This is a genomic window from Paenibacillus vini, from assembly GCF_018403325.1.
GTDB classification, from domain to species: Bacteria; Bacillota; Bacilli; order Paenibacillales; family Paenibacillaceae; genus Fontibacillus; species Fontibacillus vini.
In genome coordinates this window covers 690,086-706,011 of sequence record NZ_BOSL01000001.1, presented here as the reverse complement: position 1 = coordinate 706,011, position 15,926 = coordinate 690,086, and the positions used below count along the sequence as shown (strand labels likewise).

Genomic DNA, 15,926 nt, shown 5'->3' with positions numbered 1-15,926 from the left:
ATTTGAGGATATTCGTCCAATGTTTTATAACCGAGTTCATCATTAGGAACGAGCCCAGGTCAAGCTGTAGATTTCCGCCGGCCGGCCCAACAAAGCGCATGTCTCATGAAGGATGGCGGCACAGGTATCCACCGTACTTCCCGTAGTATAAACATCATCAATCAGCAGCAGCTTTATGGGGGCATAAGAGTAGGCATTTCCAAATTCATTTTTATCCGATGCAAAAATAGAGAGAGGAAACTTGCCACGCCCCCGGCTTGTCCGGCGACTTAAAACCGCATATAGCAGGCCCTCCACATCGGTAGCCGGAAGGAACACCCCGTTCAAATCACGCAGGCGCTGCCAGCGGCTTTTGAAGCTTTGTTTTTCGGTATGCTTCGAACGAATAAGCAGCTCCATGAGAGGTGCACCAAGCACGTTAGCCGCTTCCAATGCCAGATTCCTTGCCTGATTAAAGCCACGCTCCATCATCCGGTCCGTACTTACGGGCACATAGGTAACCGCATCAAAGTAGAAACGGCCGGTTCCCGTTCTCTCGCCCAACTCTTTTGCCAAGCGTTTCGCGGCTGCACCCGTCATCCTTGCCAGAACGGAGCCAAGGGCTTCATTACCTCTGAATTTGTATTGTGCCAACCACTCCCGCATCATGCCATTATAGGAAACGACACTCCGATTTAACACAAAACGTCTGTCTTCCTTTCCGGCCCGACTACAATCCGGGCACCCGACTGGCCGGCCGCATATATCGCATCGTACGGAAGTAATCCATGGTATTGAAGCATAGCAGGAGGAGCATATCTCCGGGTAACCCGTCACTTTATCGGAGATCGTTTTACCGCAAGTGAGACAAGGAAGACCTGGCGGAGCAAGCAGATTATGCAACGGGGACAATACGGCCTCCTTAGCGTTGCTCCAATCGATCATTGCGTAATTAGCCGTAGTCGTTTCATTAACGATTTCTCCCGGATAACCGGGTTCGCCTCCATATCCGCTAAGATCTCTACCTTTCGCCTGGTTCCAAACCCGCTTTCGTTCTCGAGGCGCTCTCTTGGTTTTCGCACAGTTACAGGGAATATTCATCATCCGCTTACTGCCTCCTTCTTTTCCTTGAGGAATCCGTTTTTTCCTGCGATGACATTCATCGACCGAATCTGTCGCATTGCATTCTTTTGAGACTTAGTCCACTCTTTGGAGACGAAAACGACCGTTCCCCGAGGATCGTCCTTAGACCTCCCCGCGCGGCCCGACATCTGCACCAATGAGGCTTCATCAAACAGCTCGCTGTCTGCATCCAATATGTATACATCACTTTTAGGCACGGTTACTCCCCGTTCCAGAATCGTCGTGGTCACCAGAAGCCTCGTGTTCGCCGCGCGAAAGTCTAAGACATGATCACTTCTACTCTTATCCTGCGACGAGGTTCCTTCGATCGGCAGCCCCGGAAAATGACTGCGAAGCAACGCGACAACGGGCTCGATATGACGAATCCGGGAGACAAATACAAAAACTTGCGCTCCTCTGCGGATTGATGTCTCTAGGGAGGAAATCAGTTCCTTTCGAAATATCCGCCTGCGGAGGCAGGCCTCTACGGATTCCATGTGGATACGACGCGGCACAGGAAGCGGATGGCCATGAAAACGCGCCGGCACTTTCGCATGCGGTAAACGGCCTGCCCGAACTTCCCGCTGCAGATTGGCTGGAGGCGTAGCAGAAAGATATATGAATCGGCCTTCCACCTTGCAAGAGTTCTCAGCGGCATAAGCAAGCATCGGATCGTTATGATATGGAAAAGCATCCAGCTCATCGATAACGACGAGATCAAAGGCATGGCTAAAACGCAGAAGTTGATGGGTTGTCGATAAAAAGAGCCGGCCTTCCTCCCATCGCTGCGGACTTCCGCCGTACAGAACGGCCATCTTTTCATTCGGAAAGGCTTTAGCCAGCCTCGGGGCCAGCTCCAGAACGACATCCCGGCGCGGAGTCGCAACGAGCACTTTTCCTCCTCGATCCAGCACATAGCCCAGCAACGGAAAGATCATCTCGGTTTTCCCTGCTCCGGTAACCGCCCATAGTAGAAACCGCGGCGGCCGGCGCACGGGTGGTGCGGATCCGAAAGCGAGCATGACTGCGGGCCTGGTCGCCAGCGGGGAAGCGGGAGCGGGAGCTGCCTGGGGAGCGGCGCGCCGAGGCAGCAGCCGGGCCCAGCCGCGCTGCGGTACAACCGGCGCGGTCCTGGCCTCTGGAGCAGCTGCCTTAGGCAGCTGCTGCGCCAAAAACTGCAGCGCGGCGCCCGCCGCCTCGCGCTGCGCGGGGCTCAGCCCCCACCGGTCCAACTGGGACGCGGTGGGGGGCCCCGCCGTGCCGCCTACGCCCGCAGGAGCCGGCGGCGGCACGGCAATGGCGCTGCTGCCGCGCAGCAGCAGCGCACAAGACCGGCTGCGCCCCAGCGCGAGGCAGGCCTCGCAGTAGGCGCAGCCGCTGCAGCCGCACGACCCGCAGGGTGTGCGGCGGTGCACCCCGCTGCCGCAGCGCCGGCAGCGGAGCTCGGGGGCCCGCCGGCCGAGGCGGCGGCCCCGTGCGGGCCGGGCGTCAGCGAGCGCGACGCCCGACGTGAGCTGCACGCGCCCCTGCAGGTGCGCGAGCTGCACCGCAGAGCGCCAGCCTCGGCTCAGCTCCGGCAGGCGCTCCGTAAGAAGCTGCTGCAGCTCCGCCTCCAGCAGCGACCTGTCCTCCAGCGCGTCTGCGATCCGCGCCGCCTCTAGCTGCAGCTCTTCCCAGTTCATCGCTGCGTCCATCACTTGCTCCCTTTCCGCCTGCGGACTACCTTTCTCTTCATTAGTCCATAGCAAACAGGGAGTTTCCAGCCGAGGGGAATTTCCCGGATCTCTATCGCCTTCCAAAAAGAACTTCAAGTTAGACGCTATGTAACTCATCCATTCTTTTGGCTCCCAATAATCCATCTCCCTGGAACTCCGGAAGCCATCTCTAAGTAAAACCGCCCAGCCTAACGGCATCAACCCGGAGAGTAGCACGAACACGAGAACCCTGGGCGAAGCAATCTGTTCCCCCTCCCCCGCAACCTTCTCTTCAAAATCCCCCCTTATGCTATCGACCTCACACTTCTCTTTCCCTTTGACCCACCACCATAAATCCACCCTGCAATCCAAACTCACCCCTAATTCCCACCCTTGTTCCAGTCTGATTGCATATAGACTCGCCTTCATCCTAACCCTCCCTAATTTTTACTAAGCTCTATTAAGCTTTACTAGACTATTAGGAATTCAATATATTCCTTTTTTAACATTATCTGAAAACCCATGGTCTATCTGTAACATTTGCAACTATATACAAAATCCTTGGCTTTACTACGAACATAACAGGTTTTGCAAATATAGCGTCCTTTTTGGCTCCTATGTTCCAGGTCGAGGCGATAATGGTAGTTTCCATCCGTCGAGAGACGCCTACGCTTCTTCGGACCCAACTACCTCGCCACAACACAAAAAAGCACACTCCTGGGCCTTCGGCCATCAAAGAGTGTGCTTCACACTTTACATTGTTTCCTGATATTTATTTGTTTTCGTTGCAAACGCATTTTACACATGGACATATGGGATTTTAGCCGCCTCCTGCGGGACACGGAGATCCACATATACTTGAATTTCCTCTTCCGTCCATGCGGTCGCCTGCCGGCTGATCTCATCAGCATCTGCATTCATCAGGCCGATCGTAGTCAGCTCGATTCCAGCCTGGTCCCGAAGGCGTTGAATGATCGCTACCGTATCATCCTGCGACGCTTCGTCCAGCACCGTCACTTTAACGGATTCACCGCGAAGCCGCGCATACCATGATAACGCTCTTAAATACCATTCCATCTGATTCCCATGATTATGGGTTACTAAAATATAATGCAGTCTTTTGCCATCCTTGGGCTTTTCCCTCAGGAGTACTCCGTGTAGGAAATGCACCAGGACCGCCGCTAATCCATAGCTAAGTACAATCCAACCCATGTAAGAAACCATGGAACCCCTCCTTTGTGGGGGCCGTTCAATCGCAGCGGTTGATTGATCCGCTAATTGAACGCTCCTATTATAACGACAATATATGCCGCTATGATGGAGTCGGTTCCTGGGCTGTGGTTCCCAACCATCCGGCTACCCGCCGGAGAAATATGTACGCAGCCCTGCAGATGGAATGAATCCATGATTCTGAGGGAAAAGGAAGCAGCCTAAATATGTTACTGAAACTGAGAAATAAACATTTAGTCCTCATATTTCATGATCCAGTAAAAAATGGCAGCCTAGCACGCAAAAGGCCTTCTCGCAACGGATTCAGGACGCAGTCTCCCGCTATTCCTGTATCGCCGCCTATAGGCGGTTGGTGCGATAGCCGGTCTTCATGTCGGTTATCAGGTTACAGGGTAACCCATCCAAATTTGATCGCATTAATTACCGCTTGCGTCCGGTCATCCACGTCCATTTTTTGCAAAATGCTGCTGACATGGTTTTTAACCGTCTTCTCGCTAATAAAAAGATGTTCGCCGATCATTTTGTTGCTGCGGCCTTCCGCCATCAAACGGAGCACTTCGGCTTCACGGCGGGTAAGCGGATTATCTTCGCCTGCCACAAATTTAACGCCAGCTTCGCGAATCGCGTTGTCTTCGGCGATAGCGCCAGTCTCGCTTAAATACTCCATACGGCGAAGCTGCTGAATCAGTTTGCCCGTTACTTTCGGATGAATAAAGGCATTGCCCTCGGCAACGGTGCGTATCGCATTAATCAGAGACTCGGCTTCCATGTCCTTCAACAGATAGCCGGTAGCTCCTTTACGAAGCGTCTCAAAGACGTAACTTTCATCATCATGAATCGATAAAATAATAACTTTAACTTCCGGAAGCGCCTCGCGGAGCTCGGCTGTTGCATCCACCCCGTTTAATAACGGCATGTTAATATCCATAAGGACAATCTCCGGATGAAACTGCTGGCAGCATTCCAGTACTTGGATGCCATCGCCGCACTCTCCGACCACTTCGATGTCTTCCTCCATATTCAAGATCCGTTTTAATCCCTCGCGAAACAATTGGTGGTCGTCAGCCAAGAGTACTTTAATAGTTTGTCTACTGTTAGAAATGAGGTTATCCATCCTGGTACTCCTTTCTCTTCTCTGCGTTAGTCGGAATGTGGATAATGACTTTAGTGCCCAAATTCGCTGTTGACTCGATTTCCATTCTTCCTTCTAGCAATTCCACCCGTTCTCTCATCCCGATCAGACCGAAATGGGTATGCTCCTTCGTCTTCTTCTCCAATTGGTCCACTTTGAAACCTAGTCCGTTATCCTGGACTACGATTTTGACCATTTGAGCCTGATAGGTGATGTCCACTCCTACGTAAGTTGGGAAGGCATGCTTGGCTGCATTGGTGAGAGCCTCCTGAACCAGTCTGAATACCGCTGCTTCCATTGGAGAAGACATCCGGTGTTCCTTGCCTCTTGTTTCGAAGGTCGTCCGGATTTTCGTTTTTTCCTCAAAATCATGTACATATTTGCGCAATGTCGGAATTAAGCCGAGATCATCCAAAGCCATCGGCCTTAAATTAAAGATGACTTTCCGCATTTCTTCCAGACTGGAGCGGACTTGACTCTTCAAATCTATTATTTCGTCCTGCACCATCTTAAATTCCTGCTTTGCAAGCATTCTTTCTACAATTTCCGTCCTAAGAACTAGATTTGCGAGCAATTGTGCGGGACCATCGTGAATTTCCCGCGAAATCCGCTTTCGTTCTTCTTCCTGCGCCAAAATAATCTTCAAGCCAATCATCTGCCGATTCTTCGCCGACTCCAGAATCCGGGAGACCTGTCCCAATTCACCGGACAAATACTCCAAAACGACGCCCATTTGCGAACTGACGGTTTCCGCGCGTTCCACTGATTGCTCGACATTGCGCGCCCTTTTTTGCAATTCATCGCGGCGGGCTTTCAAATACATTTCTTTTTCACGAAAAATCAAAAGATCCAGTTGAAGCTGGGTAGCTTTCTCATAGGCTTGCTTGATGTCCTCTTCCTTGTACCGCACAAAATCCCGGCTGACTTCCGTCAGCCGGATGCGGGAACGCCGGTAATTAATTTCAAGTTGATCGACCTTTTCCACGGTCTCTGCCGTTTCCTTTACCACTTGCTGCAGCTCATTGTTGAGCGTTTTGAGCTCATTGCGCGCAGCATCCAGGATCTCAAGGATTTGCAGCTTGCTGTTTTCCATGACGCCAACGGCGTTCTTTATAACACGGTCAATTGCATCAGCTTGATAATCTGCCACTTCAACCTTCTCCATTTCCAAGTTTCCATTTATCCAAAACTTATCATATCACGATTGAAGGGTAATCGTTTTGGTTTTCTTTTCCCAATTTACGTTAATTCCTAGTTGTTCAGACACCAATCTCAGAGGTACTAAAGTCCTATTATTGGCTATGATCGGAGTAACTGCGGACTGTTTCGCAGCCCCGTTCAACATATATTCCTTCTTGCCGACCGTTAATTCAAGGACTGTGGTACCACGCGTTACGGTAATTTTCTTCGCCTTTGCATTCCAGGCCGCTTGTCCGCCAAAAGCATCCAGCACATATTTGATCGGAACATACGTCGTTCCGTCCTTGATCAGCGGAGCAACATCCAGCGTCTGCTTCTTACCGTCAACCGTCATGCTGCTCTGACCCGCTACCATTGTCACAGTTGCGCTAGGCATTCCGGTATCCCCACCCGTAACAGGGGCTGTAAAACGGATGTTGTCAAAAGATACGCTGCCGGTCAAGGCGCGTTCATCTTGTCCCTCTTCCAGATTGACGACATACAGCCGTTTCAGCTTGGCCGGATGTTTGATGGCGCTCGCGGTCAGGTCCACGGTGATTGTTTTCCAGCCGGTGAAATCAAGCGGCCGCGCGAGATCCACGTAAATGCTCTTGCCGTCCGCAGCGGCAAACTCGGCCCGCAGCCAGTTCAGACTGGCGTCGCCTAATACGTCAATCGCCATTGAAGTGGCGCCTTCCGGAATGGTTTTGCCTGTCGTGCCATTGATTTGGGCGTAAGCGAACTTGTTGCCACTGCCGCCGGTAAGATCGTAATCCAATTTCAATACCTTGGATTTCTCGCGTTCTCCGGTACCCTGAACAATAGCAGCCGTTCCTTTGGCTTCAGTCGGCAATCCTGTAAACGATACAGGGTAGGTGGCATTCTCAAAATTCTCCCAAACCTGCTCCGAAGAAGCCGAGAATACGATCGGCGTACCGCTAAATCCATCATATTTTGGCGTAGCGTAAGCTACTTTTGCTCCATTGTTTACGGATTGAACGCTAAGCACTCCATTCTGGACGCTTGCCTTCATCCCTGTGAATTCCCACTTCACGGACTCATCCGGAACGTTCACGGTGTTTCCGTTTTTAAGTTTGGCAGTAACCGGTACGGATACCGAAACCCCGGCTTCCAGGGAAGCAAAGGTCGTTACAGGCGTCAGACTGCTTAGGTCCGCCCCGCCAAGCACGGTTACTTCCATGCTGTCCTTGCCGTCACCGCTGACCGCCGTAATTTTCGAGGTTCCTGCTTTTATACCCTTAAACCCTTCGCCGGTCCAGGCAACATTGCCGTTGTCCGATTTCCAGGTCGCCTGAATGCCCGCCGCATCCACCGGGTTATAGTAGATGTCGTAGCCTTTTAACGAATATGCAGCGGTTTGACCGATCAGCAAGGTAGAAGCCCCGCTAACCTTCAATCCTTTCAGCGCTCCTTGAGGCGCTGTCGTATACACCCCAAGCCCGTTGGCCACTGCACGTTGCCCAGCCGAGCCGTTTGAGGTTGTAAAGGTCAGTTTCGCCTCCGTCTCCGCTAGAGGGCGGGTAACCATCGTCGTAGACCCGCCGCCGTCCAGATTGACACCTTTCCAGACGCCGATCGAAACCATGAATTTCTGCAGCTCAGCCAATGTCAGACCGGAGCTGGAACCATTCTTTTCAACCGTGATAATGTATACTTTCTTCCCGTCTTGCGAATATCCGACCGCAGTACGGGCAACAGCGCTGCCGCCGCTAATCGACGTGGTGGAACGAGTAAAAGCCGATGCCTTACCTCCATCTACCAAGAGGGTGTGCCCGCCGATCATCATCTTGAATTCCGACGGATTCAATTGCTGGCCGCTAGTTTGAGAAACGAGTTGGTAGGAAGCATCCACCCGCTGGCCCACCGTCATATGCGTGGCGATAAAGTCTGCAGCTTGTCCATGCGCACGCAAAATATAGCCGTCCGAAGGTACCTGTCCGGGAATCGCAGCTTGATAGGAAATTTGTTGAATAACGCCTCCCTGCACCAGCACTTCGGTCGGAGTCGTTCCGCTCGCTTTCGGGCGTTCCTCGGATTTCCAAGCGCTTGTATAGATGAACATATTATTCACGTGGCTGTACGCTTTGTCCGGTTCCGTCGTATAAGACTCCTGGTTAATCCCCGTAAGCGGGAATGTAGACCCGTCTTCCGCCATCACGGTACCCGTAAAATTATAACGGTCAATCACCGGCGTATTGTCGCTTCTCACGCCAAATGTAAACATCCCCTGAAGCTTCGCCGGGCTGGTTACCAGCGTTCCTTGAGATACGGCCGCACCCATCGGCACGCCTTGTCCTCCCGTGGCAAAGAAGTCGCCGTTCACGCCGGCTACCGCACCGGTTTCTTGCGCCATGCCTTCCACGGATTGTCTAGTCGTCACTTGGCCCCCTTTGCCTGTCATCACATCCAATTGGACATAAGGATTGCTCAGATCCACTTCAATTACATCGGCTAGTACTTTAACCTGTTTACCTGAGCGCGTAGTTGTATATTGATATTTTACCAGCTTCGCGCCGGACGTAATGTCTTCAGTTCCTAATTTGGTCGCCTGACTTTCCGCCGCATATACGGTAGACGTTGTTCTCCCAAACGGCTCCATTAAAACCATCGGCTGAATCCAGATCAAGCCCGCTAATGAGACTAGAATCAGTTTTTTACCTTGGCCAGCCGCCATCCGCACTATTTTAGCCCTTTTCCCGGCTTCCTCTCTTTTAACAACCATTTTTGTAAGCTACTCTCCCATCTTATTGCAATCTGTTATCCCGGGCTCTGTCCACCCGCGGGAATCTAGTACATAAATAATAGACTACAAAATGCCGGAAAAGTTACGAAAAAAAAGCAAATTTCATGGAATTACAGTTGGACTACTATATACATAATTGCTATAATTACCCTATAAAGTGACGAAGAACGTCCTGACAATCTGATTGATTCAGAGGGTTGGGGCTTTTTTGTGCTTATAAATCAATTTGGGGGTCGGTAAGTGCTATGACAGAAAAGTTTGAATTGGCATATGAAGTCTTTTTGAAGTCTCACATGGATTCCAAATCCAAGGATCGAGAGGAGCTGCTTGCCATAAACCACGGTTACGAAGAAATGCAATTCCTCAAAAATGTATGGTGGCCTTTGTTCGGCAACTTGAATCATCTGCATCCGGAATACGAGGTTAGCGATTGGAGCGGAAAGACCCATTTCGCAGATTTTGCTTATTTGCCGGGTCACCTGAAGTTGCTGATCGAAATCAAAGATAACGCCTATGAAAGAGTAGCAAATCGCGAGGACTATGCCGACGGGTTGAACCGCGAGCTATTCCTTCAAGCGTCGGGCTACCGGATCATTTCTTTTGCCTATGACGATGTGGAGCAACGGCCCGAATTATGTAAATACTTGCTCCAGATGCTGCTCATCCGTTACCAGCCGGGCCTACACTCTACAGATCGTCCATTATTAGCGGAAATGGAAATGATTCGCCTCGCGCTAAACTCACCTCTTCCGATCTGCTCCCAAAATGTCGCAGAGCACTTTAATACCGATCATCAAACCGCCATTAGAATGCTGCAGTCTTTATGTCAAACAGGTTGGCTCCGCCCCCTATGCACCAAAGCAAGTGAAGGAATCCACTATTATGAAATGATCCGAGGAAAGGATGAAATGATGGATGAAGCGGTGCTCAATAGGCGTGTGGAGGCATTGTACACAAAAACAAACCTCCCAGTGACCCAAAGGGCACCGGAAGGCATTTGTAATTAAATATTATTCAGTTTATCCAGCACGCGTTTAAGCATGACAGCGGCTTGGGCACGGGTTGCGTTACCGCCCGGTTGGAACAAATTCGCGGATACACCTTGAATAATCCCCTCTTTTACCGCTATTGCGACCGTGTCCTTGGCCTGGATTTTGGCGCCGTCTTTGAATCGGGCCAGTGTCTGCGCTGAAGAATTTCCAGGGTATGTATTATACCCCGAATATTCCATCGCGCGAACCATCATAAGGGCCATTTGTTCCCGCGTGATAAGGTTGCCGGGTTTGAATGAACCGTCAGTATAGCCGTTAATAATTCCCGCTTTTGCCGCGGCTCCGATATACGCCGAAACGGAACTTCCAGAAGAAATGTCGGAGAAGCGCCTTGCATTCGACTCGTCTCCTGACAATCCTAGTCCTTTCGCCATAAATACGGCAAATTCGGCTCGAGTGATATTTTTATCCGGTTCAAACTTCGCTCCGGATCGGGAATCGATGATCAATTTGCTTGCAAGCTCGGAAATATCCTTTGCGGCCCAGTGTTTTAAAGTGTCAGTAAAGTAACTGTAACCGGCAGCAGGTCCGATTGCTGCATTTCCGTTAAATTTTCCATTAAATAGAAGACTACTTCCGCTTCCTTTTACAGTCGAAGGAAGATAAGATGCGGTTCTGGTGGTCAAGTCATATTTCATCAAAGACGTCTGGGTACTTGATGTTGTATTAGCCGCTTTAAAATAAACTTGCCCTGCAGTGGTGACTTCAACCGCTGCTTGTGCCGCGGTGCCATTAAAGGCGGACACATACACCTGGATCGGATCCAGCAACGGTGTTGTAGTTACCCCGTTATTGTAATTAAGCGTAGGCATTTGCACCTTGGTAACAGACTCCATTTGAACTGTAATGTTGGCCGAAGTTAAAGCACTTACATTCAGCGATCTTGCGATCTCCATATAAGGAATCTTTTCAATCGGAAGCTCGTACAGAACAGATTTATACTTCACTGCGAAGGTACCTGTTTTACCGCTGCTGTACATATCCATTAAAGCAGTGAACGGAACGACAACTTCCACGGCCTTTTCGGTCGAAGGAACCTCAAAGACGATCCGCTTTGTAGTAGCGTTACTTGATGTCAAGTATTTGAATGCAGTTTGCAGTTTAGCGTTGTCGATCGTGTATTTCTTAATTCCTTGCCCGAAGCGGGAACGGCTGTCGGAAGCTTGAGCAGTATTGATATTAAGCAAGTAACCGCCTACTCCGAAATCGACGTTGGACATCGTAGTCAGGTAATCCGGTTGAGTCCCGTTCGGTGTTGTTGTCTGACCGACTTGGCTGCCTGCAGTATTTTGTACAGCCATGTTGTTAAAGCTCTTCAATTGGTTACCGAGCGTATCATACAACGGCGAGGCACCGGTTAAGTAAGAGAGTGTTACGACCTGGCCGGCCGTTACCGGTGTCGAAAGTTTTAATGTTACCGTATTCCCGTTGACCGTAGCGGATTGAATACCTATGCTGATTTTGTCATAGAAAACGCTAAACTGGTTTACCGGAAGATACGTCATGATTCTTAAAGAACTGTTAAACGTGACCGTTAAAGTGTCACCCGTAATGGATGCGGAGCGAACCCCTTCAGCCACTGAAGTATAATTCACCGGCTGCAAATTAATATAGCCTGCAAAGTTACCGTTCGCATCGGCAATCCCGCTGGTTCCCGGAACGTAGGACACGGTTACGCTCTGTGCCTGAGTAAACGAAGAAGCTAGGGTAAGAACCACACGATTGTCTGCGATCTCAACGGCTTCTACATAGACCGGAGCGTTATTTACAAGCACAGAGAACTGGCTTTTGAGAGGAAGCAGGGTAGTTCTCAAGAGTTCATTATAGTTTAAAATAACCGTTCTCCCCGAGCCCTCTGCCCCCTTAAATACCGGTGCAACTGTATCATTAGTATTTCTAACAAAGTAATCGCTAAATCCGGCTATCTGGATACCTCTATAATCTTGTAACGGATAAGAGCCCGGGGTATAAGATACTTTAACCACTTCACCGTTTGAAATGGAATTGGATAAATGTAACGTAATCGTAGAACCATTATGAGAATAACTGCTGATTGGTTTTGTTGTTCCATCTGCGGTTACTGTAAATTGCTGATAAGCGTAACTGGATGGACTTTTTATGGTTTCGCTAAAATACAAGGTTACCGCATTGCTGCTGGCGTAACCGTCTTTTGGTTTTGGACTTACCGAATCTATGCCATTAGTAACCACCTTGTTCGAGAAAGTGGCGGCTGCGTTTCCATATTCATCTTTGATCGATTGGCCCGTGTAACTAATTTTGACGTCTTGTCCTACGGCTACTCCTATTTCCAAGTTCACATATACATTTTGCCCCGAAATGGAAATATAACTAACCCTACGGCTTTCCCCATTTACGGTCACTGCAAAACTAGAGTCCGCTACGAATGCGGAAGTATTGAGATTCTCATTATACAGCAAACGTATAACGGTATTGCTGTGCATCGTCGCGCTCTGAAGTACCGGGGCTGTTTTATCATTTGCCTGGGCGGTTGTAAAATTCCAGCGGCCGCTCCCCGAAAATCCTTCGAAATAATTGGAACTATTATCGGCATCCACCAACCCGTACCGGTCAGCCTCAATATAGTAGGTAGCTCCTGGATCAAGGCTATTCTTAGGTATAATCGTTACTTTACTATTGCCTGTTGCGTTTACTGTGATGGGTACGGAAGAGGCATTTCCTGACTTTCGTAATGTAAAACCGCCTACAGAGCTGTTCAGCTTAACGTTTCGATTGAATTGAACAGTAGGCTGGATATTTACGCTAACATTTGTACTACCACTTGCTGGGCTAAAAGAAGTCACCGTAATCGGTACATTATTATCCGGGACAGTTCTAAATGACCAGTATTCAGCTGCATTCACTGTTCCGTCCTCCCCAATAAAGGTTCCCTTGGGAATTTCAATCGTGTACAATGTGTTATATTCAAACGGCATTGACGGTGTAAGTTCCACATCATAGGTAGCTGTAGTTACGGATGGGTTGATTTTATCAAATGTAGATATTCCTGTTTTCGTAATCCAGACATACCCGTTTGATGTAACCTTTTGATTAAACTTCAGATTAATCTTCTTATTGATTGGCATATTGGTCTCTCCAATACCGGGACTGGAACTTACCATTTTCGTAGGAGGAACCAAGATCACGGAATCGTCAGCGGCCGATACTCCCCCTATGTTAAACAAGCTCACCATAATGAAAATCAGAATCATTACCGATATGGTTCGTTTCATCCTTAAAAATTCCCCTTTCGATCATAAACCTTATGTATTCAGCCCAATAGGACATTAAATCCACACTTATAATTATTAACGGCAAAAACGCAAGCGAAGTTTAGGAAGTTATGTAAGATGGTTTTTCAATTGTTAGAAAAGAAAAGAACAGGATACCTCTGCTGAGGTACCCTGTTCTTTATCTTCAATGATTACATTACAATCCAGCTTGAGCTTTAAGCGCCTCAGCCTTGTCCACACGTTCCCAAGGTAAATCCAGGTCCGTACGTCCAAAATGGCCGTAAGCGGCTGTCTGACGGTAAATTGGACGCCGGAGATCCAACATCCGGATAATTCCCGCTGGGCGGAGATCGAAGTTCTCACGAACCAATTCGACCAGCTTCTCCTCAGATACTTTTCCTGTTCCGTAAGTATCCACATTGATGGAGACAGGAGTTGCTACACCGATAGCATAAGCGAGCTGGATTTCTACTTTGTCAGCCAAGCCTGCGGCTACAAGGTTTTTCGCTACATAACGGGCTGCATAAGCAGCGGAACGGTCGACCTTTGTCGGATCTTTACCAGAGAAGGCACCGCCGCCATGGCGAGCATATCCGCCGTAAGTATCGACAATAATTTTTCGCCCGGTTAATCCGGCATCCCCTTGCGGTCCACCGATAACAAAACGCCCGGTAGGGTTGATGAAATATTTGGTCTGCTCGTCCAACAATTCTGCCGGAACGACAGGAAGAATGACTTGTTCTTTGATATCTCTCTGGATTTGCTCCAGTGTAATTTCTTCGGCATGCTGCGTGGATACAACGATGGTATCGACGCGATTAGGCTTACCATCCACATACTCAATGGTAACTTGAGTTTTCCCATCGGGACGAAGATATTCCAGGGTTCCGTCCTTGCGAACTTCAGAAAGTCGGCGTGCGATACGGTGAGATAATGCTATAGGAAGCGGCATTAATTCAGGCGTTTCGTTCGTCGCAAAACCAAACATCAATCCTTGGTCACCTGCACCGATATTTTCAGTTTCTTTATCCATTTGTTCCGGATCGCGGTTTTCCAGCGCTGCATTTACGCCTTGAGCAATATCGGCAGACTGTTCATTCAGCGAGGTCAGAACAGCGCATGTATTGGAATCAAAGCCGTATTTGGCACGTGTATAACCGATCTCTTTTACCGTTTTCCTAACGATGGCAGGAATATCTACATATTCCGACTTTGTACTGATCTCACCGATCACTAGAACCAGTCCGGTAGCTACGGAAACTTCGCAAGCTACACGTGCATACGGATCGTTGGCCAAAAATGCGTCAAGAACCGCATCGGAGATTTGGTCGCAAATTTTATCCGGGTGTCCTTCCGTTACGGACTCGGAAGTAAATAAGTGTCGCCCTTGTATGGACATGAAATCAACCTCCCCTATGGATAGTATGGCAATTGCCGAAGTATCCAATACTAAAAATAATGGCGTGATTGAGGACCCATAAAAAATGAACCTTTTCCTTAGCGGAAAAGGTTAATCCTCAAAAGTCATATTAACGTATTTGCCAAGTCATGTCAAAATAATTAGGACAAGTTCATTAAAATCCTATAATAACATATCTCTTTGGGCCTGAGCCACCAAACGTTTTGTAATTTCGCCACCGACGGAGCCATTTTCCCGAGATGTTAAATGCCCCCAGCTTCCGCCTGTGCTTGTTCCACCACCAAATGCTCCAAGCTCACCTGCAAATTCTGTATCCGCTCCAGCCAAGCCTCCAGCTCCACTGACGGGCAATCCAAATTCTGCAGCGATTTCATATTTCCATTGATTAAGAACTTGACGGCTCTCGGGGACGATTTTACGATTACTTCTTGCCATGAATCATACACCTCCAGTAATTTTATACCTCGGATGTAGTATGTGCATGGCCTTCAAGGCTAGCCCTATTAATGTTTGTTACTTTTGGCAAATTCATGTGCTTGAAATTAAACGTTTATTATTGGATTTTATAGCCGCCTCTTACCATAACAGTTAAGTTGTACTTGTTTCCTTCTTGAACTTGAATCCCTCTCCCGTCTCTAGGAAAAGAAAGTAAATGGTTGTTCGCAACCGCTCCCCCATTCGTAATGTCCTTACCGTCCGTTAAATCTGCCACCCCATTTAAATCTTGGCTGTATATAACTGCTTTTCCGGCACGAACAACAAATTCTGCTCCTGCTGAGGCAATCAGAATCTGCCCCGGCTTTACATCCACTATGGATACTGCGTCAGATGAACTTCCGCTTCCTTCACTTGTCGATGGCGTTGTTGGGTTTGTAGGTGTTGTTGGAGTAGTGGTGGCTCCACCACCTTTAATTGCCTGTTGGATTGCTTGTTCGACGTAACTCTTGGTTACTACAGGATCGTCAGCGGTTCCTGGCTGATTTGTAACTCCTGCTCCTTCTGCTGTCAAATTCAGCACGGAGCCTGTCCAAATACTTGCCCCGATGAGCCCAACGGCAGCGGTCGTTTTCCATATCTTATTCATAGAATCCTCCCAAAATGAT

12 protein-coding genes are annotated in these 15,926 nt (G+C 49.0%); 2 read left to right on the top strand and 10 right to left on the bottom strand.

The features are described from left to right. Positions 1-42 precede the first annotated feature (42 nt). From KJS57_RS03120 to KJS57_RS03110, 3 genes are all read right to left on the bottom strand, one after another. Positions 43-1,083: a ComFC family protein gene (locus tag KJS57_RS03120; RefSeq protein WP_213653721.1), complete on the bottom strand. Its 1,041-nt coding sequence runs from the start codon at positions 1,081-1,083 to the stop codon at positions 43-45. Further along, positions 1,080-3,224 (bottom strand): ATP-dependent helicase ComFA, encoded by a 2,145-nt coding sequence (locus KJS57_RS03115; protein ID WP_213653720.1) that lies wholly within the window; start codon positions 3,222-3,224, stop codon positions 1,080-1,082. Before KJS57_RS03115 ends, KJS57_RS03120 begins: the two co-directional genes overlap by 4 nt. A gap of 369 nt (positions 3,225-3,593) precedes the next feature. Then, entirely contained in the window at positions 3,594-4,019 is a 426-nt protein-coding gene (locus KJS57_RS03110; RefSeq protein WP_213653719.1) for a vWA domain-containing protein, read from the bottom strand. 14 nt (positions 4,020-4,033) lie between these two features. On the opposite strand from KJS57_RS03110, the gene KJS57_RS03105 reads away from it, so the two are divergent. Next, on the top strand, positions 4,034-4,195 hold the full coding sequence (locus tag KJS57_RS03105) for a hypothetical protein (RefSeq protein WP_213653718.1): 162 nt from the start codon (positions 4,034-4,036) through the stop codon (positions 4,193-4,195). A 215-nt stretch (positions 4,196-4,410) separates the two neighbouring features. On the opposite strand, the gene KJS57_RS03100 is transcribed toward KJS57_RS03105, so the two are convergent. From KJS57_RS03100 to KJS57_RS03090, 3 genes are read right to left on the bottom strand one after another with little or no spacing between them, the layout of a single operon-like run. Then, positions 4,411-5,139 (bottom strand): response regulator, encoded by a 729-nt coding sequence (locus KJS57_RS03100; RefSeq protein WP_211022641.1) that lies wholly within the window; start codon positions 5,137-5,139, stop codon positions 4,411-4,413. After that, entirely contained in the window at positions 5,132-6,307 is a 1,176-nt protein-coding gene (locus KJS57_RS03095; RefSeq protein WP_280520351.1) for a sensor histidine kinase, read from the bottom strand. The genes KJS57_RS03100 and KJS57_RS03095 overlap by 8 nt, the downstream gene beginning before the upstream one ends. Positions 6,308-6,355: 48 nt before the next feature. After that, positions 6,356-9,079 (bottom strand): stalk domain-containing protein, encoded by a 2,724-nt coding sequence (locus KJS57_RS03090; RefSeq protein ID WP_213653717.1) that lies wholly within the window; start codon positions 9,077-9,079, stop codon positions 6,356-6,358. Between the two features lie 266 nt (positions 9,080-9,345). On the opposite strand from KJS57_RS03090, the gene KJS57_RS03085 reads away from it, so the two are divergent. Then, a complete protein-coding gene (locus tag KJS57_RS03085) occupies positions 9,346-10,107 on the top strand; it encodes a hypothetical protein (RefSeq protein ID WP_213653716.1) in 762 nt (253 codons plus the stop codon). Here KJS57_RS03085 and KJS57_RS03080 read toward each other — a convergent pair. The 4 genes from KJS57_RS03080 to KJS57_RS03065 form a co-directional block, all read right to left on the bottom strand. After that, complete coding sequence (locus tag KJS57_RS03080; protein WP_213653715.1) at positions 10,104-13,403, bottom strand: SwmB domain-containing protein; 3,300 nt, start codon at positions 13,401-13,403, stop codon at positions 10,104-10,106. The two genes, KJS57_RS03085 and KJS57_RS03080, sit on opposite strands and share 4 nt — an antisense overlap. A 196-nt stretch (positions 13,404-13,599) precedes the next feature. Next, positions 13,600-14,802: a methionine adenosyltransferase gene (gene metK, locus KJS57_RS03075; RefSeq protein ID WP_211022646.1), complete on the bottom strand. Its 1,203-nt coding sequence runs from the start codon at positions 14,800-14,802 to the stop codon at positions 13,600-13,602. 183 nt (positions 14,803-14,985) lie between these two features. Beyond that, positions 14,986-15,258: an alpha/beta-type small acid-soluble spore protein gene (locus KJS57_RS03070; protein ID WP_213653714.1), complete on the bottom strand. Its 273-nt coding sequence runs from the start codon at positions 15,256-15,258 to the stop codon at positions 14,986-14,988. A 118-nt stretch (positions 15,259-15,376) separates the two neighbouring features. Then, positions 15,377-15,907, bottom strand: a complete 531-nt coding sequence (locus KJS57_RS03065; RefSeq protein ID WP_213653713.1) for a hypothetical protein — start codon at positions 15,905-15,907, stop codon at positions 15,377-15,379. Between the last annotated feature and the right edge of the window lie 19 nt (positions 15,908-15,926).

Coding starts and splice junctions, on each gene's coding strand:
- KJS57_RS03100 (WP_211022641.1), bottom strand. CDS start 5,139: ATGGATAACCTCATTTCTAACAGTAGACAAACTATTAAAGTACTCTTG.
- KJS57_RS03110 (WP_213653719.1), bottom strand. CDS start 4,019: ATGGTTTCTTACATGGGTTGGATTGTACTTAGCTATGGATTAGCGGCG.
- KJS57_RS03065 (WP_213653713.1), bottom strand. CDS start 15,907: ATGAATAAGATATGGAAAACGACCGCTGCCGTTGGGCTCATCGGGGCA.
- KJS57_RS03070 (WP_213653714.1), bottom strand. CDS start 15,258: ATGGCAAGAAGTAATCGTAAAATCGTCCCCGAGAGCCGTCAAGTTCTT.
- KJS57_RS03090 (WP_213653717.1), bottom strand. CDS start 9,079: ATGGTTGTTAAAAGAGAGGAAGCCGGGAAAAGGGCTAAAATAGTGCGG.
- KJS57_RS03080 (WP_213653715.1), bottom strand. CDS start 13,403: ATGAAACGAACCATATCGGTAATGATTCTGATTTTCATTATGGTGAGC.
- KJS57_RS03120 (WP_213653721.1), bottom strand. CDS start 1,083: ATGATGAATATTCCCTGTAACTGTGCGAAAACCAAGAGAGCGCCTCGA.
- KJS57_RS03085 (WP_213653716.1), top strand. CDS start 9,346: ATGACAGAAAAGTTTGAATTGGCATATGAAGTCTTTTTGAAGTCTCAC.
- KJS57_RS03115 (WP_213653720.1), bottom strand. CDS start 3,224: ATGAAGGCGAGTCTATATGCAATCAGACTGGAACAAGGGTGGGAATTA.
- metK (WP_211022646.1), bottom strand. CDS start 14,802: ATGTCCATACAAGGGCGACACTTATTTACTTCCGAGTCCGTAACGGAA.